We start from the raw sequence: 25,441 nt of genomic DNA, 5'->3' as shown, positions 1-25,441 counted from the left end.
AAGATATTTGAAATAGGTAACATTTAATACTTTTAGTTTAAATATCAATATACCTATTTAAGAGAGGTTTTATATAGACAAATTGCAGTAATAGGTCATTTGAGAGTTGTATCCGTGGTAGAATTGGTTGAAAAGTAACGTGGGCTGATTAGTTTTTATTCTGAAGTGAGCGCAGCACATAATAGCTGACTGTTTGTAAAGCCAGTACGGTGAACGATAATACAGCCCCAGGTATAGCGACCAGCCACCAGGCGGCTGTGTTGGTACGTATACCTGCTATCATCCTTCCCCAGCTAACCAGATCCGTGCTAACCCCAATGTTCAGGAACGACAATGTAGACTCCAGCATCAGCAAGCCTGCTAACCCAAACGAAAAGGCAACCAGTACCGGCCCCAGCAAGTGTGGAAGTGCATGCCGAGCCAGGAGGCGCTTCTGTGTAAATCCCAGACTGATTGCGGCTTCAAAAAATGGAAGTTCCCGGATGCGAAGCATTTCTGCCCTGGCCAGACGGGCTGTTCCCGTCCAGAAAGTTAGCACCAACAGTACAGACAAAGCCAGCAGTGTAGGCAGCACGATAGCTGCCAATACCAATATCAACACAAGCCTTGGAATGCTGGTCTGTATTTCGATCAGTCTAAGTAAGAGCTCGTCAGCCGGAAAATGTATTTTCTTATTAAGGAAAGGAAGTTGGTTGAAAAGAAACGTTAGAACAAATACCAAGGGCAAACTAACACAGACAGCTGCTATACCAGTAAGAATGAAATCTGAATAGGCGGCGCTCTGGCTGAAGAGTAAAGCCGGAAGGTAGATGCCGTAATAAGCGAAAGGTAACAAGCCGATGAGTAAAGCCACTACAAAAGCCCGACGCAGGTGCAGCCGACGGTTGCCAAAAAGTCCCGCCATAGCACCAAGTAACAAGCCGATGAAACTGGCGATTAACATGACAGGTAAGCTGATGGCAAATGCCGTTCGGGCTCCATGTAATATGTTGGCCAATACATCGCGACCCAGACCGTCTGTTCCAAGCCAGTGGCGGGGTTTGTTTGCCTTAGTTACCCAATCAAAAGGGGCCTGATTAATTTGCTCGAGATCCAGTTCGTTTGGCCCATAGCCCAGCGGCAACCAGGGAAGAGCCAACGCGACAACAGCCAGCAACAACAGGTATAGCATAGACAGCCGGAAAGCGAGCGCCTCCTGCCATAATTCACGCGTTATATGCCAAAGGTTTTTCATGAAGCGTGCGAGCGTATACGTGGGTCAGCCAGGGCGTAAAGCAAATCAGACAGCAGGTGCGACAACAGCCTGAAAACGGCCACAATAACAACAATGCCTACAATTACCGGATAGTCACGCGCCAGCACGGCATCGATGAGCAATCGACCCACGCCAGGTATAGCAAAAATAGTTTCGATGATAACTGCGCCCGCCACTAGGGCTGGCAGAAAATCAGACAGCAAAGTGATAACAGGCAGCAGTGCGTTGCGCAGCATGTGGCGGCGAATGACAAGGTGCTCCGGGAGACCTTTTGCACGTGCTGTGCGGATATAGTCCTGACCAGCCACCGCCGCCATGGCCTGGTAAAACTGATTGGTAAGGTATGGCAGATTGGCCAGCACCAGGCAGATCAGCGGGAGCGCCATAAACTGCAGCCACTGACTGGTTTGCTGCAGCCAGCTCTGGTCGTAAGCGTTGTAATAACCCATACCGTATACTGGGAAAAGCTGCAAAAAAGCCGGATTTGCCAGCAACACCAGCAACAGCATCGCCAGCACAAAGAGCGGAACACTATCTAGCAGGAAAAGGGAAGGGAGAAGTGTGCTGCGCCAGACGCGGCCTGATCTCCGAACCATCAGGATGGCCAGTTCCATGGCCAGCAATGTTGCCAAAAGTATACTTGCCAGCAGTAGCCACCAAGTGTTCCCAATCGCATCGCCCAGCACCGTAGCCACCGGACGCCCGTCTCGCAGCGAAGTACCCAGGCTACCTTTGAGCAAACCGGCTAACCAACGGTGGTACTGGTTCTCAGATCCATGCCATTGTACTGACGGAAAAAGATAGGTATAGCCCGGAGAACTCACCACTAAGGTAGAGCCGTTCGCCAATACTTCGCTTTGATATGGACTGTTTGCGGGCAATTGCGCTGCTATACCTGCCAGCGCCTGCTGAAGTTCACCGGGCTCTTGATGGCTATACATGGTGTAGAGATTTTCCTTTACCTGCAGGCGCTCCGTTTCGGACAGGTCTGCTTCCATCTCTTTCAGACTTCTGAAAAACCGGGCGGCGGCATCCGGGTTGCCGTATTGCCAGGAAAGTTTTTTCAGGAAATCACGGTCACGCTCCGGAAAAACCCGGTGCAGGGTGTCAGGTAAGGCGGCAGATGTAACGCTAAAGTAAAATAAAGGCTGGTCCTGACCAGTGGTCTGCAGAAACTGGCGGTAGTTTCGGTCGCGCGCTGCCACATCACTCTTACTATAATAGCCTGCTTCCTGTTCTGCCAGGTATGTGCTTCCAAAAGCGCCCGGCATCAGTTTGCTTAACAGAAAGATGGCAGAAGCAATAAACCAAAGTGTAGGTATAGCCAGCAGAAGCCGCCTGAATACAAAATTGGTCATGGCACGATTAAGGCTTAAGCGTAAACGAACTCAGGTCGTAATATGGCTTCACGCCCGACACCTTTGTATTCGTAAACCTGCTGTGTATCGCAATCCGTTCTTTTCTGAAATAGAGGGGCAGAAAAGCAGCTTCTTCCTGTATGATTTCCTGTAATCTGTGCAAAAACCGGGCTTTCTCCTCTTCACTTTCGGCTTCATTGATCTGGTTCAGAATCAGATCGCTTTCTGGTGTGCCAAACCCTGTTGAGTTGAACCCGCCCGGTCCGGCAAAACTTGTATGAAATAACGGCTTGAAATTAAAGACAAAAGGGTTACCTGATATGCCCCTGAAATGCATGTCATAATCCAATTGCTCTATTTTCTGGCTGTAAACATTTCCCTCAAGCGGCAGCAAGGTAACAGGTATACCTGCTTTGGTGGCGTGCTGCTGAAAGATAAGCGCCATCTGTTCATACATCGTATTGCCGGCTCTGTACAGCAACTCAATGCGCAGGTCTTCCCGCTGGCCGTTTATGTTTCGGTACCAACCCTTTTGATCCTGTATCCAGCCCGCAGTTTTCAATAAAGTGGTTGCCTGAGCCGGATCGTAACTGCGCAACTGTAGCCTTGGGTGATAAAAGTCTTCCCGGTCAGGAGGTATAGGGCCTACTGTTGGCGTCGCGTAGGACTGTTGGCTTACCCGGATCATACCCGGTATATCCAGGAGGTGCGCAATGGCCTGCCGGGTCCGCTTGTCGCGGAACTTTGGCTTGCGCGTGTTGATGGCAGCATAGATCAGGTCATAGCCCTGTGGTGTATGCAGGTCGTAATCTTTAAGGAAGTTTTCATCTCGCCGCAGCTGCTCAAATTCATTGACAGGTATATTATCCAGTACATCAAGCTGTGCGTTCTTAATCGCCAGGAGTGCGGTGGTATTATCTGGGATGATCTGGAAATTGATCTGCTCCGGATTGGCGGTGAGGTAGCCGGCAGCACTGCCCGTGTTATTTCCCCACCAGTTTTCCTTTCGTTTCAGCACAATGTACTGACCAGTTGCCCATTCTGCTAATTGGTAGCCGGCGCTTCCCTGCAAAATGTCTTTGCTATCAGGCGCGCCCAGCGTGTTGCAGCGCGCAGCCACAGCCCTTGTACGATCTGTGTTATATTGGGTGCTGTCAGCCGTGGACCAAGCCTGCAAAGGTATAGTCGTGTATACCTGTTGAGGATCAAGAAGATAGGAGGGGAGGATAAAAAAATCGCCTGTTAGAAGTTGCATTTCAGGTGTATAGCCCAGGCATATGAACGTGAATTTTCTGGGATCAGAAGGGTGAGGTTGAACATCCTGTATGAACTCTAGTTGTGAGCGGATACTCTCATTGCGGATGAAAGGAGACTTGAGCACCTTCAGGGTGAAGGCAACATCCTGTGCAGTAACGGGACTTCCATCCGGCCATTCAGCCTCGGGGCGCAGCTGGTAATGAAAAAAAGTAAGCGAGTCCCTGCGCTCCACTTTCGGGAAAGTGGAGGCAAGGCCTGGCTTCAGTGTGTTATCATCAAGATCTACAGTCAGTAAGCTTTGGTATAGCAGATTAATTATCTGCAAAGCTTCCTGCGAGTTATAGCTTATCGGGCTAATGCTCCCAGGGTCTATAGCCAGGCGCAGACGTACTTCATCGGGCTGTCTTGCTGGCTGACCGCAAAAATTTAATAGTAATAGAAGTAAGCTTAATAGAAATGCCTGATGTTTCCGCATTATTTCTTGACTCCCTTAGCTAAACAGGGTAAAGGCAAGATAGGGAAAATACAGCAATTCCCAAGGACCGTTTGGCTTCCTATTTCTCAATAGTTGTCCAAGTACCAGATCCACCCATGGCGTTCATGACTTCACCGGGTACCTGCGTGGTAGTTGTTGTGGTAGTGCTTGTAGTAGTGGCAGTCTGGTTAGCCTGATCTTTGTTTGTTTCAGTAGGAGTGCCTAACAGAACGTTCAGAATGATTGTGATGATGATAGTTGCCATGATTTTTAGGGTTAAATCGGTTTATAGTGTAACAAAGATTCACTTAGAAGAAGTGAAAAGAAAAGAAAGTTTTTATAAAAAGGTAACTATCAATTTATTAATTTAAATTATAAATAAAGTAATATTTAATTAATAATGTGTCATATAAAGCTTAATATCTATATATTGTTATCTTATATGTTATTAATAGGTAACATATATAGTTTACTTTGGAGCCGAAAATAAGTGGAAACAGTTGTTTTTAATGCAGGCTAGACATTTGAAAGCTTTATAGAATTCTAATATATAGATTTTTAGTTGATCCTTTGCATGAAAGAAATTAAAAAGTTGATTGAGATTGTGCTTTCCTGTAGTCAGGCAGAAACTGCTTTGCTTGATGTGCCAAAGCAGAGTGTAAAGGAGAAGAAGTTTCTCCAAGGTATAGAACTTGGCCTTTATAATTCTGATGAGGAAGCGGCAAAAGATCTGTATGACACCAACCCCAATGATGTGAGGTATAAAATGCTAAAGCATCGGGTTAAAAAGAAGCTTTTTAATGAATTGAACTATGTAAATGCTGAGAAAGTAACAACAAACTACGTACGGCAAAAGGAGATTCAGTGTAACAGTCTCATCTATCAGGCAAATATTGTACGCGCACGCTATGAGTTTGATCTGGTAATAAGTTTAGCCAACAAAGCACTCGCAGTAGCTCATGAATTCGATTTTGTTGACTTAAAAGTTTCTGCGCTGGAGTTGCTTTGTCTGGGTTATTCAGACCAGGGCTTGATCAAGAAATTTACAGTAGCGCAGAATGATCTGAAAACGACGATTCAGCGCTTTGTGAAGGAGCGGGAGGCGGTTTCGATGTTTCAGTTTATTAACATGCAGCTGCGCAAATCGACAAAAACCAGAAAAGAGTTTTTGCCGCAGCTACCGCTCCTTATAAAGCAGTTGGAAGGACTATGGGAGGAATCAGGGACTTTCAGCGCTTACTATGCTTATTACAGAACCTATATCTGGTACCATGAACTGGAAGGTAACTTCAAGGATATTATTGCAATAACCGTTGATGCGCTCAGGTTGGTTGAACAAAACAAAATTAACGCGCATCGTTTCGATCTTACTTACAATAATTTCATCATGGTGTATGCTCACCTAAGAGCTAAACAGCTGAGTGATGGACTAATGTATGCACAGGAGAACCTTGAATATTATCAACCCTCTACCCGAAACTGGTTTGCTTACATGGAGAACTATTTCCTGTTAGCAGTACACGCACGCAGGTATGATCTGGCAGATATTTTACTACTGCAGGTTTTTGAAAACAGCGGTTTGCAGACGATCCCGACCATTGCCAAAGAGCGCTGGATACTGTATCGCTCTTATTTCAGGCTGGTATACCCGCAGGCAACTGTACCGGAAGGAGAGGCCAATAACCCATACCTGCTTTCTTTGCCGGAATACAGTAAAGATAAGCTGGGGTTCAATGTGGCAATCCTGACATTACAGTTCATCTACCTGCTGGAGCGAGGCGAAACTGAGGCATTGCTATACCGGATTGAGAGTATCAAGAAGTATGTTTCCACGCACTTAAAGGACGCCTTCAGTTTGCGCAGCAAACTCTTCCTGAAACTGCTGGTGCTAACCGTAACAGAAGATTATGACGCAGTGGCCTGTCGCACGAAAGGCGAATCGCTTTATAAGAAACTGCTGGATACGCCCGCTCCCGGAGACGCTTATGCTGAGATTGAGATTGTGCCTTACGAACACTTGTGGGACCTGATTCTACAGATCCTGGCAAAAGCCGAAGCGAATACCAAGGCGCGTACGCGCTAAGAAATTATTTTGCTATATTTCTGCTATGCAAAAAAACAACCCCACTATTACCAGAGCCTGGTGCGTATATGATTGGGCCAACTCGGTGTATTCGCTGGTTATCATCTCCACGATCTTTCCGATCTATTACAGTGCGGTATCCAAACACCCTGGTACGGGCTCTACCCTGGTTAACTTCTTTGGGGTAGAACTTCAAAGCTCCGTGCTGTTTTCTTATGCGGTGTCGGGTTCTTTTTTGCTGATCGTGCTCCTGAATCCCTTCCTGACCGCTATTGCAGACTACAGCGGACGCAAGAAGCTGTTCATGCAGCTGTTCTGTTATATGGGCTCCATTGCCTGTGCCAGCCTGTACTTTTTTACCAGAGAGACATTTTCGATCTCGATTATACTGTTTATGCTGGCGTCCATTGGTTTTACAGGCAGTATCGTTTTTTATAACTCATACCTACCCGAAATCGCCACCGAAGATCAGTATGACCGCCTGAGTGCCCGCGGATTTGCGATGGGGTATGTGGGCAGCGTGCTTTTGCTTCTCTTTAACCTCGCTATGATTTTGAAACCAGGCTGGTTTGGCATTGCCGCAGACAATACTAGCCTGGCTCCCCGTATCGCTTTTCTGACTACCGGTATCTGGTGGTTTGGCTTTGCGCAGTATACCTTCTATCACTTACCTGCCAATGTTTATCAGAAAAATCCGCAGGGCAGCTGGATACTGAACGGAGTGAAAGAACTCAAAAAAGTGCTGAACCAGGTAAAGGAGCTGCGCCTGCTCAAACGCTATTTGCTGGCTTATTTTTTCTTTAACATGGGGGTGCAGACCGTGATGTACGTGGCCACTATTTTCGGGATAGAGGAATTAAAGTTGCCGAGCGATAACCTGATTATCACCATCCTGATCATTCAACTGGTTGCAATTGCCGGTGCCTATGGCTTTGCGGCGCTTTCCGCCAGGTATGGCAACATCAGCGCTTTGATCATTGCCGTCATCATCTGGATTGGTATATGCATTGCCGCTTATTTCACGACTACAGCCCTTGAGTTTTATATACTGGCGGCTGTGGTAGGCTCTGTCATGGGAGGTATACAGTCACTTTCCCGCTCTACTTATTCCAAGTTGATTCCGGCCACTACTACAGACCACGCCTCTTATTTCAGTTTCTACGATATCACGGAAAAGGTTTCCATTATGCTCGGTACGCTGGCCTATGGCGTTATTGCGCAGGTAACAGGCTCTATGCGCTACAGCATACTCGCCCTGATCGTATTCTTCGCACTCGGGCTTATCTTCCTGTCGCTGATAAAAGGCAAGAAATCGCTGGAGCCACAAGCAGAAGCCGAGCCTGTTGCCGGATAGGTATAGCAGAGGTATAAAACAAAAGCGGCAGCCCGATCAGGCTGCCGCTTTTGTTTTTAAATAATCAATTTTTACTGTCAACTGATCACTGGTAACTGATTACTATTTCACATATACCTGTACGCCGTTCACGTAGGTGCGGAGTACTTGCAGGCCGCGCATCTGGTCGTTAGGGATTTTCATCAGGTCGCGGTCCACGATGATAAAGTCGGCGAACTTGCCGGGCTCGATGCTGCCTTTTTCTTTCTCTTCAAAAGCAGCTTTTGCAGCCCAGATCGTCATGCCACGCATCGCTTCTTCACGGCTCAGGGCGTTTTCCATCTGGAAGCCACCTTCCGGCCAGTTTTCCCCATCCTGACGTGCCACTGCAGCATGAAATCCGAAGATTGGGTTGATATCCTCTACCGGAAAGTCACTACCGAGCGGAATGTAACCGTTCTGGTCGAGCAGCTGCTTGAAAGGGTAGGCGTGCGCGATGCGTTCTTTGCCCAGTCGGTCACCAGCCCAATACATATCCGAAGTGGCATGTGTCGGCTGCACCGATGGCAGCACGCTATACCTGCCAAACTTGTCCATATCAGCAGGATTAATGATCTGAGAATGCTCTATACGCCAGCGCTTGTCATTCTTCTCCTTCAGCACTTCTCCGTAGATGTCGAGTAACAGACGGTTGGCCGAGTCGCCAATGGCGTGCGTGTTCATCTGGAAACCGTGCTGGTTCATCAAAGCGGCCAGATCACGGAACTCCTGTTCAGAAGCAAGCAGGAAACCATAATGCCCATGCTTATCACTATAAGGCTTGAGGAGGCTAGCACCACGGGAGCCCAGTGCACCATCAGAGTATACCTTGAAAGAGCGCACATTCAGGCGGTCGGTCTTATAAGGTCCATTCGCAAAATAGTGGTCCTGGTTCGTCTTGCCCGGGTTCATCATGGCGTACACACGCATCTGCAACTCGCCGCTTTTGTGCATCGCATCCATCAGATCGACGGTTGACTTGTCAAGACCGGCATCTGCTACGGAGGTAAGACCTACGGCAAAGCAGTTTTTCTCGGCATTGATCAGTGCCAGACGCTGTTCCTGCTCGTCGGCTTCCGGTATCTTGGAGCTCACCAGGTCAATGGCATTGTCGATCAGGATACCGGTCATTTTTCCGCCTTCTACTTCCACCAATCCACCGACCATTTTGGTCTGCGGCGTAATGCCAGCCAGGTCCAGCGCTTTTTGGTTAACCAAAGCGGCATGGCCGTCTACACGGGTAAGAATAATGGGCGTGTCCGGAAAGAGTTTGTCCAGCGTGTCTTTGGTCGGGAACTCTTTAACTGTCCAATCGTTTTGGTCCCAGCCTCGGCCCCTGATCCAGTCTGCCTCCGGGTAGGCTTTTTGCTGGTCCACTACTTTCTGCACCACTTCTTTAAATGAGCCGGTGCCATACAGATCTGCCGACTGCAGTTCAAGACCGTAGCGGTAAAAGTGAGCGTGTCCGTCATTCAGGCCGGGGTAGATGGTTTTACCTTCGGCGTCAAGTTCTTGGGTGGCACTGTACTTAGCCCGGATGTCGGCTGTTGTTCCTACGGCTACGATTTTGCCGTCCTTCACAGCAAAGGCTTCGGCCTGATCAAAATTATCATTCACTGTGTACACGTTGCCATTGTACACGATCAGGTCAACTGACTCGCCGCCGGAGTTAGTGGAGTTGCAGCTACTCAGGAGGCTGAGGCTCAATAGGGCAGTGGCTGCAAAAGAGCGTAGTGTTTTTTTCATGTATCTGCTTATTCGAAACGCATATGTTTCACTGATTCGCCCGAGTTGATCAGTTCGATCAGGGAGTCTATACCGATGCTCAGGTGTTTTTCTACATAATTGGTCGTTACCAGTTTGTCGCTTTCAGAAGTCTTTACACCTTCCGGAATCATCGGGTTGTCCGATACAAGCAGCAGGGCGCCGTGCGGAATTTCATTGATAAAGCCTACGGTAAAGATCGTAGCAGTCTCCATGTCGATGCCCATGGCGCGGATCTGGCGCAGGTATTCTTTAAAATCCTCGTCGTGCTCCCACACCCGGCGATTCGTAGTGTAAACGGTACCGGTCCAGTAGTCCATTTCGTGTTTTTTGATCATGGACGAAACGGCACGCTGCAGACGGAACGAAGGCAAAGCAGGAATTTCTGGTGGCAGGTAGTCATCAGATGTACCCTCGCCACGAATGGCCGCAATTGGTAGAATCAGGTCACCAATAGCCGTTTTTCTTTTCAAACCACCACACTTACCCAGGAAAAGGGCTGCCTTTGGTTTAATAGCCGACAGCAGGTCCATCACAGTGGCCGCCATGGCACTACCCATACCGAAGTTGATGATGGTGATGTTATTGGCCGTAGCTGTTTGCATCGGTTTGTCCAGGCCTCTTATCTCCACGCCGAACCGGTCGGCGAACATACGCACGTAGTTAATGAAGTTGGTGAGCAGGATATACTCGCCAAATTCGTTCAAAGGCACACCGGTATACCTTGGTAACCAGTCACCTACAATTTCTTCTTTGGTCTTCATGTTTTAAATATAAGTAATTAGGTATAAAAAAGCCGCCTTGGCAAAGGAGTTTGCTGGGGCGGAGGCGTTAAAATTGGTAAATTGCGGAATGGAAATGCTGAATTTACCGACGTTTGAATACAAAATTAAGCATTCTGGCGCTAATATCATGATTTTTGACGCCTTGAGGCGTAAATATGTGCTGCTGACGCCGGAAGAGTGGGTAAGACAGCACTTTGTGCATTTCCTGATCGGTACGCATCGCTACCCTAAAAGCCTTATCAGTATAGAACGGGGCACCACCTATAACAAGTTGCAGAAACGCACCGATATGTGCGTATACGATCAATCGGGCAAGCCATACCTGCTTGTGGAGTGCAAGGCCGCCCATGTGCCCATTACGCAGGAGGTAGTCAGGCAGGCGTCGGTCTACAATCAGGTATTGCAGGCCAGGTATGTGGCCATCACCAACGGTCTGGAGCACTATTGTTGGGAAGTGGATTTTGAGACGCGCCAGTATACACCCCTGCAAGGTATACCTACTTTTGAAGCACAGGTATAGCACTTGTCATTAACAAAGCGCTTAGGATTTGTTTCCCTTTATTTCTTCTCCAGCCAGAAGTACAAATCATTGGTTAGCATCTTGTTTTTGAAGTACTGCACATAGGCTTTCAACTGCTGCTCCTGCGCTGTATTTGACTGTTGGGCCGGAGCCATTTCGGGGAAGGTATGGAAGCGCAGCTCGTCGGTTGCCGTCAGTTCGGCCACGCCGCCCTGCTGCACCATGTAGTATGCAACGCCATTGTAAAGCAGCGCATGTCCGGTAGCGGAACTGTCCAGCACCGACTGGCCGAAAAGCATCAGTTTATCGGTAGGAAGTTGCAGGTAGTCTACCATGGTAGGCAGAATATCGACGTGTTGTGTTACCTTTTGCACATCAGCTTTCAGTTTTTTGGCAGGATGGAAGAGTAGAAGCGGTACCCGATGATAGCCCAGCTCGTTCTGGTACTCCGGGCGTATACTTTTCTGGGTATGATCAGCCACCAGTATAAACAAGGTGTTCTCGTACCAGGGCTGCTTGGAAGCTGTCTTAAAAAACTCCCGCAGCGCGTGGTCCGCATAACCTACCGACTCGTGTATCTCTAGTTCACCTTTCGGAAATTTGCCTTTGTACTGAGCCGGAACGGTATAAGGCTGGTGGGAGCTGAGCGTAAAAACCGTGCTGAAGAAGGGCTGCGGAAATTTACTCATCTCCTGCACCGTGTACTGCAGGTATGGCTCGTCAAAAATGCCCCAGTTGCCATCAAAATGCGCTGCCCGAAGTTCTGCAGGATATTCATCCAGACCATAATACTGCGTTATACCTGCCATTTGAGTATACTGATTAAAGCCCATCGTACCATTGGTCGCGCCATGAAAAAAGGCAGTGGTATAGCCAGCGTTTCGTAGTAGATGCCCGGCACTGTAAATGGTGTTGGACTGGTAAGGCGAGGTGATATAAGGATCGGATAGGAGCGAGGGCATACCCGACAGAATGGAAGGTAGCGCCTCAATCGACTTTCGGCCATTGGCAAAACTGTTCCGGAAAAGCAGCCCTTCACCGGCCAGCGAATCCAGAAAAGGGGTATAGCCTTCGCCGTTGTTCAGGGCTCCTATATATTCTGAAGCAAAACTTTCCAGGATGATCAGCACCACATTTTCCTGGAGCGGCGCTCCGGCAGGTATAGCATACCTGCCCGGCTTTACAGGCAGATGCGCCAGCAATTCCTCATCAGATGCAAAAAAGTGCTTTTCTTCTACAGTTGTCTTGCCGATGCTTTTGATAAAAGTAAAAGGTGTATTAAGTGACAGATGCCCCAAAGCAGCATGCTCATGCACAAATGCATGGGCCGGACGCAAGGGTTTCAGCTGAATTCCGCCCCGTATACCTAGCACGACAAAGCCGGCCACCAGCAACAGGCGCAGGTAGCGCTGCCACAGCACCGGCCCCTGCTCAGGTATAGCACCAGACCTGGGGTACAATTTAAATATTGCAAAAACCAACCCGGCAAAGACAAGGCCCATGTACCAATAGTAGCTGGCCAGCTGACCTAATTGACCCAGCACATCGCCCGTAATCGTGAATATTTCATTACCTGACCGTCGGCCGATAAACTTAAAAAACTCTACATCGACCAGTGCCAGGGCGATAAACGGGGCGTTGGTGAGCACAAACAGCCACCGGAGCGTTTGTTGGTAGGTCGGGTGCTGCAGGTTGCCATGTGGCAGCAGCGACAGCAGTATGAAAAGCGAGTTGATAATAACGAGTGCCGCCACATCGAAGCGGAGTCCGTGCACAAAAGCCAGCGCTACCTGACCGGCAGAGGCTTCAGCAAAGTAATCGAAGTTGAATAGGAAGAAAACGGCTCGCAGCAAGGTATAGAGTAGGAAAACAAGCCCTAATCGGCGCAGCAGCAGTTGAAATGAACTGTCAAACATTTTCAGGTAAGAGAATCTTAGCATATAGGCTTCCGCTGTGGTAGAAGCGGGCCGGCATTAAAACACAAAGATATCGAAATTGGTGCGCATTTGGTATGCTGTGTAAAAGAAGAGCGCCTTCCCGATCAGATCAGGAAGGCGCTCTATTATTATCAGGCTATAACTTGCTTACAGGATAGAGTCAACTTCTGTATACTCCAGGTTGAAAGCCTCGGCAACGCCTTTGTACACCACTTTGCCGTGTACCACGTTCAGACCTTTTTTCAGTTCTTCGCTGTCAGCGCAAGCTTTCTTCCAGCCTTTGTTCGCAATTTGGATCGCGTAAGGCAGAGTAGCGTTGGTAAGTGCCAGTGTTGAAGTATAAGGAACAGCACCTGGCATGTTAGCTACGCAGTAATGCACCACATCGTCGATGATGAAGGTTGGGTTTTCGTGCGTAGTTGGCTTACAGGTCTCGATGCAACCGCCTTGGTCAACGGCTACGTCTACCACTACAGTTCCTGGACGCATTTCCTTCAGCATGTCGCGTGTGATCAGACGAGGAGCCTTAGCACCCGGGATCAACACAGCACCGATGATCAGGTCGTGCGTAGGAAGCAATTCGCGGATGTTGTATTCATTTGACATGAAGGTGTTTACGTTGGCTGGCATAATATCGTCCAGGTAACGCAGACGGGCCAGGTTCGTGTCCAAGATCGTAACATCGGCTCCCAAACCTGCCGCCATTTTGGCTGCGTTTGTGCCTACGATACCACCACCCAGGATCATTACTTTAGCAGGACGCACACCCGGTACGCCACCCAGCAAAATGCCACGGCCTTTCAGGGGTTTCTCCAGATACTTGGCTCCCTGCTGAATAGACATACGGCCGGCCACCTCTGACATTGGTACCAGCAATGGAAGGCTTCTGTCAGCGCGCTCTACTGTTTCGTACGAAAGGCAAACTGCTTTGCGCTCGATCATAGCGTTGGTAAGAGGCTCATGAGAAGCAAAGTGGAAGTAAGTAAACAGCAGCTGGTCTTCTTTGATCAGGTTGTACTCTGACTCGATCGGCTCTTTCACTTTGATGATCATCTCGGCGATGCCATATACTTCTTCGATGCTTGGCAGCACGGTAGCACCAGCATTGGTATAGTCATCGTCCATGAAACCGCTGCCTTCGCCGGCGGTTGCCTGTACGTACACGGTGTGGCCATTGCGCACCAGTTCCACCACGCCGGCAGGAGTCACGCCTACGCGGTTTTCATTATTCTTGATTTCCTTTGGAACACCAATAATCATGTCTTTATTTCTTATAGTATTAGTTATTGGAAAAGCTGCGCAAATATACCATATCTATCTTGAAATAAAAGGCTAAACACAAATCCTGTTTCAACAATGTTTAAGCATCTGCATCCGGCTGATTTAAAGAGCCTTGTAAAAGCAGCAGGGGAGGAAATATATGTCTGATGAGCCAGCGTTTTAAGTTCGGCCTGCATTAAGGTACCCGTATACCTGAAAATTGCATCGTGCTACGCTGACGTGCTTTTGCGGAAAGGTACAAAATGAAAAAAGGCAGTGATAGAATCACTGCCATTAGTACAAAATAAAACTATGAAAAAAACTATCTGAAAGGTACCGGCTGACTGCCCTCCCTTAACATATTCTTTTGAGCCAGACTCTCTACTATATTCGCCTTAAGCGTGAGCTTCAGGTCTGGCATTACGATATCATTTGAAACGATGGTTACTACCTCATTTTGCTCCTTTAACATTGTAGGAATATAGGTTAGTTCCAAAGTTGCCTGCTGTCCCGGTTTTAATGCTGGTTCCGAAACTTTATACGTTACGCAGTTGCAGTTTGACTTCACGCCCTGCACTACCAGGTCCTGCCGACCTGTGTTTTTGATTGTAAACTTTGCTACCGCTTTTTGTCCTTTTTCAAGTTTTCCGAAGCTGTGTGAAGTAGTTCCAACAGCCAAACGCGGCGAGTTTGCTTTTTGTTCCGGCGTGAAACTTGTTTTTAAATCTTTTGGTCCAACCTCTCCCTTAATGAAGATAACAGCCTGTGGCGTAGCAGCATTAGAGATCACAGAAATTGACTTGTGAAACGGACCCGGACGGCCGTTGCTGTTGTACATCGCCTTGATCACTCCTGTTTTGCCCGGCATGATCGGGTCTTTGGTCCACTCCGGCGTGGTGCAACCGCAGGAAGGCTGTACCTGAGCGATAACCACAGGCTTGTCGCCTACGTTCTTCACTACAAACTCGTAAGAAGCGATTACGCCCTCGGCAAATTTGCCGAAGTCATGCGTCTCTTTCTCAAACTTGAGTTCGCCTTGCGCCTGGGCCGTAAAACCGGCCAGCAGCAGGCTAAGTACTGTGAGTAAGTAAAATTTTCTGTTCATGATGCGAATTAAACAAATTTTGCGAATGAAAAAAGAGGTTCTGCAAACAAACAAAGATATAAAATCTTTTAACAAAAAGACAAGTCTAAGTCTAGGTGTGTGACGGTCTGACCGGCGCTCCAAATTTGATTTTAGGCTAATGTTCTGTACTTTTGAAGAGAAAATCCACTATAAGCTTTTATAGACAAGACATGCAAACTGCTGAAGCATCTATAACTCAACGAATAAGCACCCAGGAAATACTCAACGACTACCGCATTGCGTGGGAGAGCCGTCATGCGAGTCTTGCCGGCCGCAAAGAGGTTTTTATGGGCAAGGCCAAGTTCGGTATTTTCGGCGACGGTAAGGAAGTAGCCCAGCTGGCCATGGCCAAGTTCTTTCAGAACGGCGATTTTCGCTCCGGCTATTACCGTGACCAGACTTTCATGTTTGCCATTGGTGAACTGACGCTCCAGCAATATTTCGCTCAATTATATGCGCATACCGATGTAGAGGCAGAGCCTTCCACAGCCGGTCGCGCCATGAACGGTCACTTCGGTACCCGCCTGCTCGACGAAGAGGGGAACTGGAAGAACTTGATGGAACAGAAAAACTCCAGTTCTGATATTTCGCCTACCGCATCGCAGATGCCCCGCCTGGTTGGTTTGGCTTATGCATCCAAATTATATCGCCAGAACCCTGATCTGCAGCACTTTCAGCAGTTTTCGGTGAACGGCAACGAGGTGGCTTTCGGTACCATTGGCAATGCTTCTACTTCGGAAGGGATGTTCTTTGAGGCTATCAATGCCGCCGGTGTGTTGCAGGTGCCGATGCTGGTTTCGGTATGGGACGATGGTTACGGTATTTCAGTGCCGGCTTCGTATCAGACTACGAAAGGCAGTATTTCAGAGATTCTGGCCGGTTTCCAGCGCAACGGCCGCGAGGAGCAGGGCTACGAGATATTCAAAGTAAAAGGCTGGGATTATGCCGCCCTCTGCGAAGCCTACGAAGCAGCCGTAAAGATATGCCGCGAAGAGCATGTGCCGGTATTGGTGCACGTAGAAGAGGTAACGCAGCCACAGGGTCACTCAACTTCCGGCTCGCATGAGCGCTACAAATCTAAAGAGCGTCTGGACTGGGAAGCAGAATATGACTGCTTGGTGAAAATGCGTGAGTGGATGCTCAGTGCAGGTGTGGCTACAGCTGATCAGCTTGACCAAATTGAGATGGAGGCCAAAGAAGCGGTGCGCCAGGCCAGAACTGCTGCCTGGGCTGCTTTTGCAGATGGCATTAAAGTTGACCACGAAGAGGCGCTGAAACTGATGGATAACCTGGCAGCTGCCAGCGACCATATCACCGAAATTGCCACCATTTCCGAGGAGCTTCGCAAAACATCGACTCCTATCCGTAGCGACGCTGTTAGGGCGGTACGCAAGGTGTTACGCTATGTGCGCGACGAAAACAACCAAGCCAAACGTGAACTGGTGGGCTGGTTGGAGCAAACCATGGGCGAGAACACCGATCGTTTCAACTCTTATTTATACAGCCAGTCGGAAGAGGCTGCTTTGCTGGTAGAAGAAATCAAGCCTGAATTTGCGGAAGATGCACCCCTGGTGGACGGCCGTGAGGTATTGCAGGCCTGCTTCGATGCGATGCTGGCCCGTGACCCGCGTGTGTTTGCTATCGGCGAAGACGTGGGCCGCATCGGGGACGTGAACCAGGCTTTTGCCGGTTTGCAGGAAAAGCATGGCGAGCTGCGCGTGACCGACACAGGTATACGCGAGTGTACTATCATCGGACAAGGTATAGGAGCTGCACTGCGCGGTCTTCGCCCGATCACCGAAATTCAGTATCTCGACTACTTATTATATGCCATTCAGATTCTGTCTGATGACGTAGCCTGCTTGCAGTACCGTACCAAAGGTGGCCAGAAGGCGCCACTGATCGTGCGTACCCGCGGTCACCGTCTGGAAGGTATATGGCACTCCGGTTCACCGATTGGTATGATTCTGCACAGCATCAGAGGTATGCATGTGCTCGTGCCACGCGATATGACGCAGGCCGCAGGTTTCTATAACACGCTGCTGAAGTCTGACGAGCCGGCGCTGGTGATCGAGTGCCTCAACGGCTACCGCCTGAAAGAGCGTATACCTGGCAATGTAGGCGAGTTTACTGTACCATTGGGCAAGCCGGAAGTGCTGAAAGAAGGCGATGATATTACCATTGTAACGTATGGCTCGATGTGCCGCATCGTGATGGAAGCTGTTCGCCAGCTGGAGGAGTTTGGTATCTCTGCTGAAGTAATCGACGTGCAGTCATTGCTGCCGTTTGACCTGGAGCACATCATCACCGATTCAATCCGCAAGACCAACCGCGTGTTGTTTGCTGATGAAGACGTGCCGGGTGGCGCTACAGCTTATATGATGCAGCAGGTAGTGGACGAACAGGGCGCCTGGCGCTACCTGGATTCCAAGCCACAATGCCTGGCAGCGCATGCGCACCGTCCGCCATACTCTTCTGACGGCGATTACTTTTCTAAGCCGAACCCGGAAGATGTATTCGATGCAGTGTACGAGATCATGCACGAGGCGGATCCAAAAGCTTATCCGGTAATTTATTAAGTAGTAAACTCTAAGACAAAAGCGTTTTAGAGAAAGGAACATAAGACGAGTTGCTATACCTGTGCTGATGCAAAACAGGTATAGCAACTCGTCGTTTTATACCTGCTTCCGTTCTTACAATTAGGTATAGAAACAGCGCTGATTCCTTTCATCCTGCACCCTATAAAAACGTCAGGCCCTGCACCAAAAGATACAGGGCCTGACGTTTTCTATACCTGCTGTTCGCTAGCCTCCTGTAGACTGGAACAAAGTTATTTCATCTGTCGTCACGACGTTACTGCGATTGGGTACGGGAGTTGTCCGGTCGTATATATAGATGTCAAATTTGATGACGGTGCCCGGTTGCAGCAAAGGAAATTCTGATGCATTGATCTCGTTGATGCTATACTTGATCTCACCTTCCAGCGGTTCGGGGCGATCATCAACAGAAAGTCGCTGGAAACGTCCGGAGAACTGAAAACCCGGTACCGGGAAAGGATAGGGTTCGAAACGGGAACTGCCCGGATTGTCTGGATCCTGTACCTTAATGTACATCACTGTATGAAAATTCTGCTCGAATTCTGAGCCTTCGTTGAAAGGGGGCAGAAAATCCTGCGAATCCTGATTGCTGGAAAGACCCAGGTTACCATCTCCGTCCTTAAAGCCGATGACCAATACAAGCGAATCGCGTAAAGAGGTGATATCCGGTCTCTGAGGAAAGGGAGTGTCCACAAAATGGTACTGCTCCACACGCCTGAATTCAATCTCAGGCACTGCATCATAGACAGGTTCTTTGCGGCAGGAGCTAAGGGTTAGCGCCAAGAAGAGGCTGGCTGCACCATACTTTAGCATGTATCTCATGTGGGATCTCAGAAAATGAAGCTAAATTTACTAAATCAAACGATGAGATACTTGAATTGTTATAAATAATTTGGATGGATTTCAAAGCCCGACATCTGCAGCTATTACTGGCTGATCAACCCTTTGATTTTGAAGAAACTGCCCTGGCATTATTCAGCTACCAGGCCGAGCATAACCGGCTATACCGTGACTATTTGCAGCACTTAGGCCGCGACCCCGGGCAGATCAGCCAACTGGAGGATATCCCTTTTCTGCCCATCGAGTTTTTTAAAACCCACGAGGTGAAGACAGGTTCGTTTGAGCCTGAGGTGAATTTTTACAGCAGCGGCACCACCCAGATGACACGCAGCCGCCACCAGGTAGCCAGTCTGGATTGGTACCTGCACACGACCCAGCGTATATTCGAATCGTTCTACGGCCCAATAACCGACTATGTGGTGCTGGCGCTGCTACCCTCATACTTGGAGCAGGGCGGCTCGTCACTGGTGGCCATGGTCGATTATTTTATGAAGCAATCCGGGCAGCAGGAGGAGGGCTTTTACCTCCGAAATCATGACCAGTTGCTGCAAACCGTAAAAGGAGCCCGGCGCAGAGGAAAAAAAGTGTTGTTGATGGGTGTTTCCTACGCCTTGCTCGACTGGGCCGACGAGCTGAAGGGGCAGGAGGATTTTATTGGCGTGACTATTATGGAAACCGGCGGTATGAAGGGGCGTCGCCGGGAGATGATCCGGGAGGAACTGCACGCCTACCTGAAGCAGGGCTTTGGGGTGGAAGCAATACACTCAGAATACGGTATGACGGAACTCCTGTCCCAGGCCTACTCGTTGGGCGACGGCCTTTTTCATCCGGGCTATACCTTGCGTGTGCTCCTGCGCGACCTCAACGATCCCTTTGATTTCCGGCCAGGTATACGCTCGGGCGGTATCAACATCATCGATCTGGCCAATGTAGACTCCTGTGCTTTTATCGAGACAAAAGACATTGGGCGTCTGAAGCCGGACGGCACATTCGAAGTACTGGGTCGATTCGATAATTCGGACATCCGGGGTTGCAATCTGCTGATCGCTTAATATCCAAAACATCAATTCACCGTTTAAGCTGCCCATGGGTTACATATTTTTTATTGCACTGGTGGCAGGTATGCTGCTGCTATTTTACAGGTGGGCTACCCGCCGAGAACGCTATCGGAAGCAAATTCTGAAAAAAGGTTTTCCGGCTGAATGGCGCAAGATCCTGCTGGACAGGGTGGGGTTTTATCATACCTTAAAGACCGATGAAGAAAAAGAGCGCTTTGAACAGAAACTCCTGCTTTTTGTATCCGAAAAGCGCATCACAGGTATAGATACCGAAGTAGACGACACGACCAAAGTGCTGGTTGGCTCGAGCGCCATCATTCCGATTTTTGGTTTTAAAGACTGGGAATACCACAACCTGGGCGAGGTGCTGGTGTTTCCGGGCAGCATTCACAGGTATAAGAAAGAAGATAATGAAGCGGTTTCGGAGGTGCTGGGGCGCGTAAATCCTTTCCAGAACGACCATTACGTCACCTTGTCCAAGCCGGCACTGGAGCAGGGATTTAACGATATGGCCGACCGTAAGAACGTAGGTATACACGAGTTTGCCCATATGCTTGACCAGGCTGATGGCGAAATAGACGGTATACCCAAAGCCTACCTGCCCGATGACCTGGTGCGCCCCTGGAAAGAACTCATGTACCGCAAGATCAGCCAGATCGAAAAAGGAAAGTCAGACATAAACGACTACGGTGCGACCAGCGAGGCGGAGTTCTTTGCGGTGGTAACGGAGTATTTTTTCGAAAAACCAGATCAACTAGCTGAGAAGCACCCGCGTTTGTACGAATTATTGACCAAGGTCTTTCAGCAGAATCTCAAGAGGAGGTTTCGCATCAACTTCCGGGAACTGCTCAACCCCTATGGCAAGCGCCTCGGTCGTAACGAGTCCTGCCCGTGCGGTAGTGGTAACAAGTATAAGCAGTGCTGCATGCTGAAGCAGGGCAAAGCAGCTGCCTAAGGTATAAAACAGGTAGATAATAAAAGCGCCCCAGTCAGCAGGCCGGGGCGCTTTTGCATTAGTGAGAACAGTAAAATAAAAGAGAACAGTATAATATCATTATGCCACAGCCGGTCGGGCATAGGCCTTGGCATCTTCGAGTGTTATTTCCTGACCGCTCATGATCACCAGTCGCTCCACCACGTTTCGCAGTTCGCGCACGTTGCCACGCCAGTCGAGTTGCTTCAAGTACTCCAGCGCATCTGCTGTGATGTTCTTGGGCTTGTTGCCGTAGTCGTTGGCGATGTCCTGCAGGAACTTCTGCACCAGGTCAGGTATATCCTCGCGGCGCTCGTTCAGCGGCGGCACATGCACCAAGATTACACCCAGGCGGTGGTAAAGGTCTTCGCGGAACGTCCTGGCTTCGATTTCTTCCAGCAGATTTTTATTCGTAGCGGCCAGCACACGCACATCTACCTGTATGTCTTTGTCGCCGCCTACGCGCGTAATTTTGTGCTCCTGCAGTGCCCGCAGCACCTTGGCCTGTGCCGACAAACTCATGTCACCTACCTCATCCAGGAAGAGGGTGCCGCCGTTGGCCTGCTCAAATTTACCGATGCGCTGCTTTACAGCCGAAGTAAATGAGCCCTTTTCGTGGCCAAACAATTCGCTCTCGATCAGTTCGCTAGGTATAGCGGCGCAGTTTACCTCAATCAATGGCCCATTGGCGCGGTTGCTGTGCTCGTGAATGGCACGTGCCACCAGTTCCTTGCCCGATCCGTTCGGACCTGTGATCAGTACACGGGCATCGGTAGGGGCTACCTTTTCGATCGCCTGCTTCACGCGGCCCAGTGCTTCTGAGGAGCCCACCATTTCGTAGGTCTTCGATATTTTCTTCTTCAGGATCTTGGTTTCGGTCATCAGGTTCGACTTGTCCAGCGCATTGCGCACCGATACGAGCAGGCGGTTCAGATCCGGTGGTTTCTGCAGAAAGTCGTAGGCGCCTTTTTTGGTGGCCTCTACGGCCGTGTCGATGGTGCCGTGTGCCGATATCATGATGAAAGGAGTGTCAGGAGCCATTTCCATGGCTTTCTCCAGCACTTCTATACCATCCATACCTGGCATTTTGATATCGCAAAGCACCACATCATACTTCGACTTGCCGATTTGCTGCAGGCCTTTCTGGCCGTCTTCAGCTTCGTCTACGGTATAGTTTTCAAATTCCAGAATTTCTTTCAGGGTGCTGCGAATGGCCCGTTCGTCATCTATGATCAGGATTTTGGGCATATATTTTTCGTTCGGTTTATGCTGTAAATGGTAAGTATAGAAAATAAACAGCCGCTAATCAAGCGGCTGCAGCATTTGTACGATAAATCCAAAAATTTAGTCTACCAGTCAGGTATAAGCGGGCCTCAGGAGTTGGTAAAATTGATTACGCTATACAGTTCCGGCTCCAGGAAAGGACCGCCCGGATAACCTGCCGTATAGTCGAAGTTGATCCAAAGCTCACCGTTGGTTTCATGGAAGTGGATCTTGCCGCCGGTTACCTCATCTGGAAACAGCGAGCGCACGGCATAACTTACCTTGTCCAGATCCTCCACAGTGCCCATTTTTACTTCGGTATACATGTGGTTGGGCGAAATCACGATGCGGGCCTCACCGCCAATGGCCATAATAGAAGAAGCCATCAGGATAGCATAATCGTCGCAGTCGCCGGCCAGCAGCTGGATGCTCTCAGTAGGTGGCGAGTAGTAGTCGAGGCCGAGCGGATCGTTTACGTAGCGCCAGCTGTTGCGCACATGCTTAAAGAGCGAAAAGTAACGCACCATTTTGCCATACTTGCGGTAGTACTCGTCATGAAAAAAGCGGGTGGAGTGCTCCACGGCAAAGGACCGCACAGCCGGATGGGTGGGCTGCATAGCACTTTTGACACGGCGCTCCTGGAAATAAGTGCCTTTTACGGGCTTGAAATAAGATACTTTGCTGGAATTGCTGGTCATGTTCACCAGCATGGCGTTATAGTCGGCGTAGAGGTTCTCTACGGTATAGTCGTCGAAGGTGCTGTTGAAGAACATGGCCCCCATAATGCCCACAAAAGCCAGCAGGATAAGTTTTTTGTTAATGCTGGTTACAATCACGGAAATAACTGCCGCCAGAATAACGCACAGTAGGAAGTTCAGCTCATAGTCGATAAAGCTGATGGGGGGTAGGTAAAAACTAATCAGGACCGCCATCGGGAACACGATGATGATCTGGATGAACCGAACTAAAAATGTAGTCAGATTAGAGAGCTTGAACAACTGCGTCATGATTCCCTGCTTTTGTGGTTTCTGGCGCCTATAGCCCTTCTGGCTTTATAAGTGCATTGGCTTGAATTATGTTATACCTGTAACGCAAAATCCGCGCCTTTTTACTCACTGCTGATCCCGAAAATTTCAGATTTCTTACCTGCGTGCCGGTATGCTGATAATTTCGGCAATATTTTCGATAATCTGAAAGCCTTTTTGGCGGGATGGCGAAATTTTTTAATCAGTATCTGGGTCATACCTGCTGCATAATCGAGACTACCGCTTTACTGAGGAGCGCATGATCCAAGGGCCCTCATTCTATTTTAATGTCAACCTGAAAGGATCTTGGCAGCGCACAGCATAGACTTGACTAAATCTTATGGAGCTGATATTTTGGGTGAAGCGCAAAATAAGAAGAGCGTAGCAGGCAGCTACGCTCTCTTTGGTTCTATTGGTACTGAATATAAAGTGGTTTCGGGTCTAGCTTGAGAATCTCCTCGGGTGTCATCAGGCGGGAGTTGTTGCGCGTGTCGTTCTTGTAAAACACTTTGAAACCCGTAAACTGCACCGGCTCTTTGGCAATAAAACGACGATACGTGTCTCTTTTAAGTGCCGGCGGTCCCCAACCATCCATGTGCATGACTACCTGTACCTCCGGTCTTAATTCAATGTCCTGGGAGTTCTGAATCATGCGCTGCGTGAAACGGTGAATGATCAGCAATTTAGGCGGCAGGTTATGCTCCTTGGCAATGTCAGCCAGCAGGCCGGTGGCGTAGTTGATGTCCTCGGCATCGAAGCTTCCTATTTTCTTGCCCGGTACTTCTCCCTCCTTCATCGCAAACTCGGCGTCTATACCCAGGTGTACGTTCGGAAGCTTCAGGAACTGTGTCAGGCGAGGAAGTTCTTCGGGCAGGGTGCTGCGGCCCACCTGCACGTCCAGGAACACAATGGCGTCGCGTTGTCTGGCCATCTCCAGCACATCCTCGATCATTTTGTCGGTCATGCGCAGGCGGTATTTGTCGCCACGGCCCGGGTGGCCTTGTGCTGTTACCACAATGGCATGCAGGGCGGGTTGCACAGGTGTCAGCGAGTCGGCTTTGGCCCAGTTGGCTACTTCCTCATCCAGACGGTTTAACATTTCCTCCACCGGATACTCGCCCAATATACCCATGCGCTTGGACAGCGGGTTGCCATAATAGGCCAGTATGCGCTTGTGAGGCAGGATGGCGCCAGGCAGCGGCTCGGGTCCAGGGTAGACGGTGCGTGCTTCAGTGGCAGGAGTTAGCGTTGGTGCAGCAGTTGGTGTCTGTGCCGCTACTGTGTCGGCAGAGGCAGTGCTGGTGCTGTCCGTTGACTGCCCTGGCAGTGCGTAGTTCTCTGTAGTGGCAGGCAGTGTAGCGGAATGCGCTTCTTTGTCCTGGGTGCAGGAAGCAGAGCCCAGCAGCAGGACAGCCGCTAGTACGGCAGTAGCGGGTTTCAGGCTTTTTTTTAGGTAGTAGGGTGGTAAGTTCTTCAGCATAAAGCGTTTGATCGCTTCATGTGTGCGGGGTAAAAAGGAATTCATGGCCAGGTATAGGTATTCGGTGTAAATAGTCTATTAAAGTATAGATATTTCGTGAGAATACAGCATCTGACTCCCTTTTTTAGTAAAAAACTTATTCGTGTGTATAGTGGCGCTTCAGCCATTGACTCAGGCCCTGCAAACCCGGAAAAAGCACCCGCTCTGTAATATTGGCCTGGTCCAGCTTGTCACGGATCTCCCACTTCAGTCCGGCCGGTATGATCACTCTAAAATACAGTTCCGGGTGCTGCTCCAGCCATTGGCTCATATTGGCCTGCGCATTCGACATAAGCGAAAAAAGGGCATACTGGTGCACAATGCGCTCATCCAGCGATGGCGGTTCCAGGAACACCACAAATTCCTCGTTCTGCAGCAAGGAAAGTTCTTTGAGGGACGAGCAGACCGGCTGCAGGATCTCGGGCGTAAATACGTTGGAGCCTTCTTCCTTGATAGCGGTCTGAAGTTTTAACGGCAGGAAGTCATTGGCTTTTACGTAATCCACGCACCAGATCGCTCCGTCTTCGTTGTAGCTGGCCAGGTTTTGAGTGGCAAAGTGCAGTGCTACATAAGGGGAGTAGGTCCAGTCCAGCAGACGGGTCGGCAGGCCATGGTGCTGCGCCACGGCCAGCCAGTTCCATACCGAGTCACCGGGCGCGGCATTGCTGTGTGCGTATTTCCGGAAGTTGCGCAGGATATGGGGCTCCAGTTCGTAATAGTGGCTTCCGAGTCGGGTTAGGCTGGTGCTCAGGTCATACTCCTTGCTCCAACTGCCGCGGTAAACGTGAGAGGAGCGAAAGCGCTTGATGTTCTCGTTCCAGCTATGGTCAAACAAAGCCGACTGTACCTCAGCCCAACTGTTTACTATAATATCGTTTTCGTGTTCCATTCAATCGTTTTGCTGTCGTGAAATAGCAGGCGGCGGGGCTGTTTCCTATACTTTATTAGCCAGCTAAATGTTGTAGTTTGTTTGT

20 protein-coding genes are annotated in these 25,441 nt (G+C 49.3%); 6 read left to right on the top strand and 14 right to left on the bottom strand.

Annotation, left to right across the window (positions count from 1 at the left end):
- Positions 1-148 precede the first annotated feature (148 nt).
- The 4 genes from K3G39_RS06750 to K3G39_RS06735 all read right to left on the bottom strand — a co-directional run bounded on the left by K3G39_RS06750 (position 149) and on the right by K3G39_RS06735 (position 4,610).
- Entirely contained in the window at positions 149-1,234 is a 1,086-nt protein-coding gene (locus tag K3G39_RS06750) for an ABC transporter permease (protein ID WP_220625418.1), read from the bottom strand.
- On the bottom strand, positions 1,231-2,613 hold the full coding sequence (locus K3G39_RS06745; protein ID WP_220625417.1) for an ABC transporter permease: 1,383 nt from the start codon (positions 2,611-2,613) through the stop codon (positions 1,231-1,233). Before K3G39_RS06745 ends, K3G39_RS06750 begins: the two co-directional genes overlap by 4 nt.
- A 7-nt stretch (positions 2,614-2,620) precedes the next feature.
- Positions 2,621-4,195, bottom strand: a complete 1,575-nt coding sequence (locus K3G39_RS06740) for an ABC transporter substrate-binding protein (RefSeq protein WP_255594082.1) — start codon at positions 4,193-4,195, stop codon at positions 2,621-2,623.
- A gap of 229 nt (positions 4,196-4,424) precedes the next feature.
- Positions 4,425-4,610 carry a hypothetical protein gene (locus tag K3G39_RS06735; protein ID WP_220625416.1) on the bottom strand — a complete coding sequence of 62 codons (186 nt, stop codon included), beginning with the start codon at positions 4,608-4,610 and terminating at the stop codon, positions 4,425-4,427.
- A gap of 309 nt (positions 4,611-4,919) precedes the next feature.
- On the opposite strand from K3G39_RS06735, the gene K3G39_RS06730 reads away from it, so the two are divergent.
- Complete coding sequence (locus K3G39_RS06730) at positions 4,920-6,428, top strand: hypothetical protein (protein WP_220625415.1); 1,509 nt, start codon at positions 4,920-4,922, stop codon at positions 6,426-6,428.
- A 25-nt stretch (positions 6,429-6,453) separates the two neighbouring features.
- On the top strand, positions 6,454-7,782 hold the full coding sequence (locus tag K3G39_RS06725) for an MFS transporter (RefSeq protein ID WP_220625414.1): 1,329 nt from the start codon (positions 6,454-6,456) through the stop codon (positions 7,780-7,782).
- Positions 7,783-7,884: 102 nt separating this feature from the next.
- Here the strand turns inward: K3G39_RS06725 and K3G39_RS06720 are convergent, their stop codons facing one another.
- Positions 7,885-9,546: an amidohydrolase gene (locus K3G39_RS06720; protein WP_220625413.1), complete on the bottom strand. Its 1,662-nt coding sequence runs from the start codon at positions 9,544-9,546 to the stop codon at positions 7,885-7,887.
- A gap of 8 nt (positions 9,547-9,554) precedes the next feature.
- Positions 9,555-10,328 carry an AMP nucleosidase gene (locus K3G39_RS06715; protein ID WP_220625412.1) on the bottom strand — a complete coding sequence of 258 codons (774 nt, stop codon included), beginning with the start codon at positions 10,326-10,328 and terminating at the stop codon, positions 9,555-9,557.
- Between the two features lie 88 nt (positions 10,329-10,416).
- Here K3G39_RS06715 and K3G39_RS06710 point away from each other — a divergent pair, with 88 nt between their 5' ends.
- Positions 10,417-10,869, top strand: coding sequence for a type I restriction enzyme HsdR N-terminal domain-containing protein (locus K3G39_RS06710; protein ID WP_220625411.1), 453 nt, complete (start codon positions 10,417-10,419; stop codon positions 10,867-10,869).
- A 38-nt stretch (positions 10,870-10,907) separates the two neighbouring features.
- On the opposite strand, the gene K3G39_RS06705 is transcribed toward K3G39_RS06710, so the two are convergent.
- The 3 genes from K3G39_RS06705 to K3G39_RS06695 all read right to left on the bottom strand — a co-directional run bounded on the left by K3G39_RS06705 (position 10,908) and on the right by K3G39_RS06695 (position 15,171).
- On the bottom strand, positions 10,908-12,809 hold the full coding sequence (locus K3G39_RS06705) for an LTA synthase family protein (protein ID WP_220625410.1): 1,902 nt from the start codon (positions 12,807-12,809) through the stop codon (positions 10,908-10,910).
- Positions 12,810-12,953: 144 nt separating this feature from the next.
- Complete coding sequence (gene ald / locus K3G39_RS06700) at positions 12,954-14,066, bottom strand: alanine dehydrogenase (RefSeq protein WP_220625409.1); 1,113 nt, start codon at positions 14,064-14,066, stop codon at positions 12,954-12,956.
- A gap of 322 nt (positions 14,067-14,388) precedes the next feature.
- Positions 14,389-15,171, bottom strand: a complete 783-nt coding sequence (locus K3G39_RS06695) for a DUF1573 domain-containing protein (protein WP_220625408.1) — start codon at positions 15,169-15,171, stop codon at positions 14,389-14,391.
- A 191-nt stretch (positions 15,172-15,362) separates the two neighbouring features.
- On the opposite strand from K3G39_RS06695, the gene K3G39_RS06690 reads away from it, so the two are divergent.
- On the top strand, positions 15,363-17,771 hold the full coding sequence (locus K3G39_RS06690) for a thiamine pyrophosphate-dependent enzyme (protein WP_220625407.1): 2,409 nt from the start codon (positions 15,363-15,365) through the stop codon (positions 17,769-17,771).
- A gap of 225 nt (positions 17,772-17,996) precedes the next feature.
- Here the strand turns inward: K3G39_RS06690 and K3G39_RS06685 are convergent, their stop codons facing one another.
- The gene (locus K3G39_RS06685) at positions 17,997-18,611 is read right to left on the bottom strand and encodes a hypothetical protein (protein WP_220625406.1); all 615 of its coding nucleotides are present in this window, start codon (positions 18,609-18,611) and stop codon (positions 17,997-17,999) included.
- Positions 18,612-18,685: 74 nt separating this feature from the next.
- Between K3G39_RS06685 and K3G39_RS06680 the strand changes: the two genes are divergently transcribed.
- Together K3G39_RS06680 and K3G39_RS06675 are read left to right on the top strand one after the other, a co-directional pair.
- Positions 18,686-19,681: an acyl transferase gene (locus K3G39_RS06680; protein ID WP_220625405.1), complete on the top strand. Its 996-nt coding sequence runs from the start codon at positions 18,686-18,688 to the stop codon at positions 19,679-19,681.
- 34 nt (positions 19,682-19,715) lie between these two features.
- The gene (locus K3G39_RS06675; RefSeq protein ID WP_220625404.1) at positions 19,716-20,642 is read left to right on the top strand and encodes a zinc-dependent peptidase; all 927 of its coding nucleotides are present in this window, start codon (positions 19,716-19,718) and stop codon (positions 20,640-20,642) included.
- A 99-nt stretch (positions 20,643-20,741) separates the two neighbouring features.
- Here the strand turns inward: K3G39_RS06675 and K3G39_RS06670 are convergent, their stop codons facing one another.
- The 4 genes from K3G39_RS06670 to K3G39_RS06655 all read right to left on the bottom strand — a co-directional run bounded on the left by K3G39_RS06670 (position 20,742) and on the right by K3G39_RS06655 (position 25,356).
- Positions 20,742-21,908 carry a sigma-54 dependent transcriptional regulator gene (locus K3G39_RS06670; protein WP_220625403.1) on the bottom strand — a complete coding sequence of 389 codons (1,167 nt, stop codon included), beginning with the start codon at positions 21,906-21,908 and terminating at the stop codon, positions 20,742-20,744.
- 125 nt (positions 21,909-22,033) lie between these two features.
- Complete coding sequence (locus K3G39_RS06665; protein ID WP_220625402.1) at positions 22,034-22,930, bottom strand: transglutaminase; 897 nt, start codon at positions 22,928-22,930, stop codon at positions 22,034-22,036.
- A gap of 427 nt (positions 22,931-23,357) precedes the next feature.
- Positions 23,358-24,473 (bottom strand): hypothetical protein, encoded by a 1,116-nt coding sequence (locus tag K3G39_RS06660; RefSeq protein ID WP_220625401.1) that lies wholly within the window; start codon positions 24,471-24,473, stop codon positions 23,358-23,360.
- A 91-nt stretch (positions 24,474-24,564) separates the two neighbouring features.
- Entirely contained in the window at positions 24,565-25,356 is a 792-nt protein-coding gene (locus K3G39_RS06655; RefSeq protein ID WP_220625400.1) for an FRG domain-containing protein, read from the bottom strand.
- Between the last annotated feature and the right edge of the window lie 85 nt (positions 25,357-25,441).

It is taken from the genome of Pontibacter sp. HSC-14F20 (assembly GCF_019599265.1).
In the GTDB taxonomy this organism is placed as follows: Bacteria; Bacteroidota; Bacteroidia; order Cytophagales; family Hymenobacteraceae; genus Pontibacter.
This window is presented reverse-complemented; position numbering and strand designations above follow the sequence as displayed.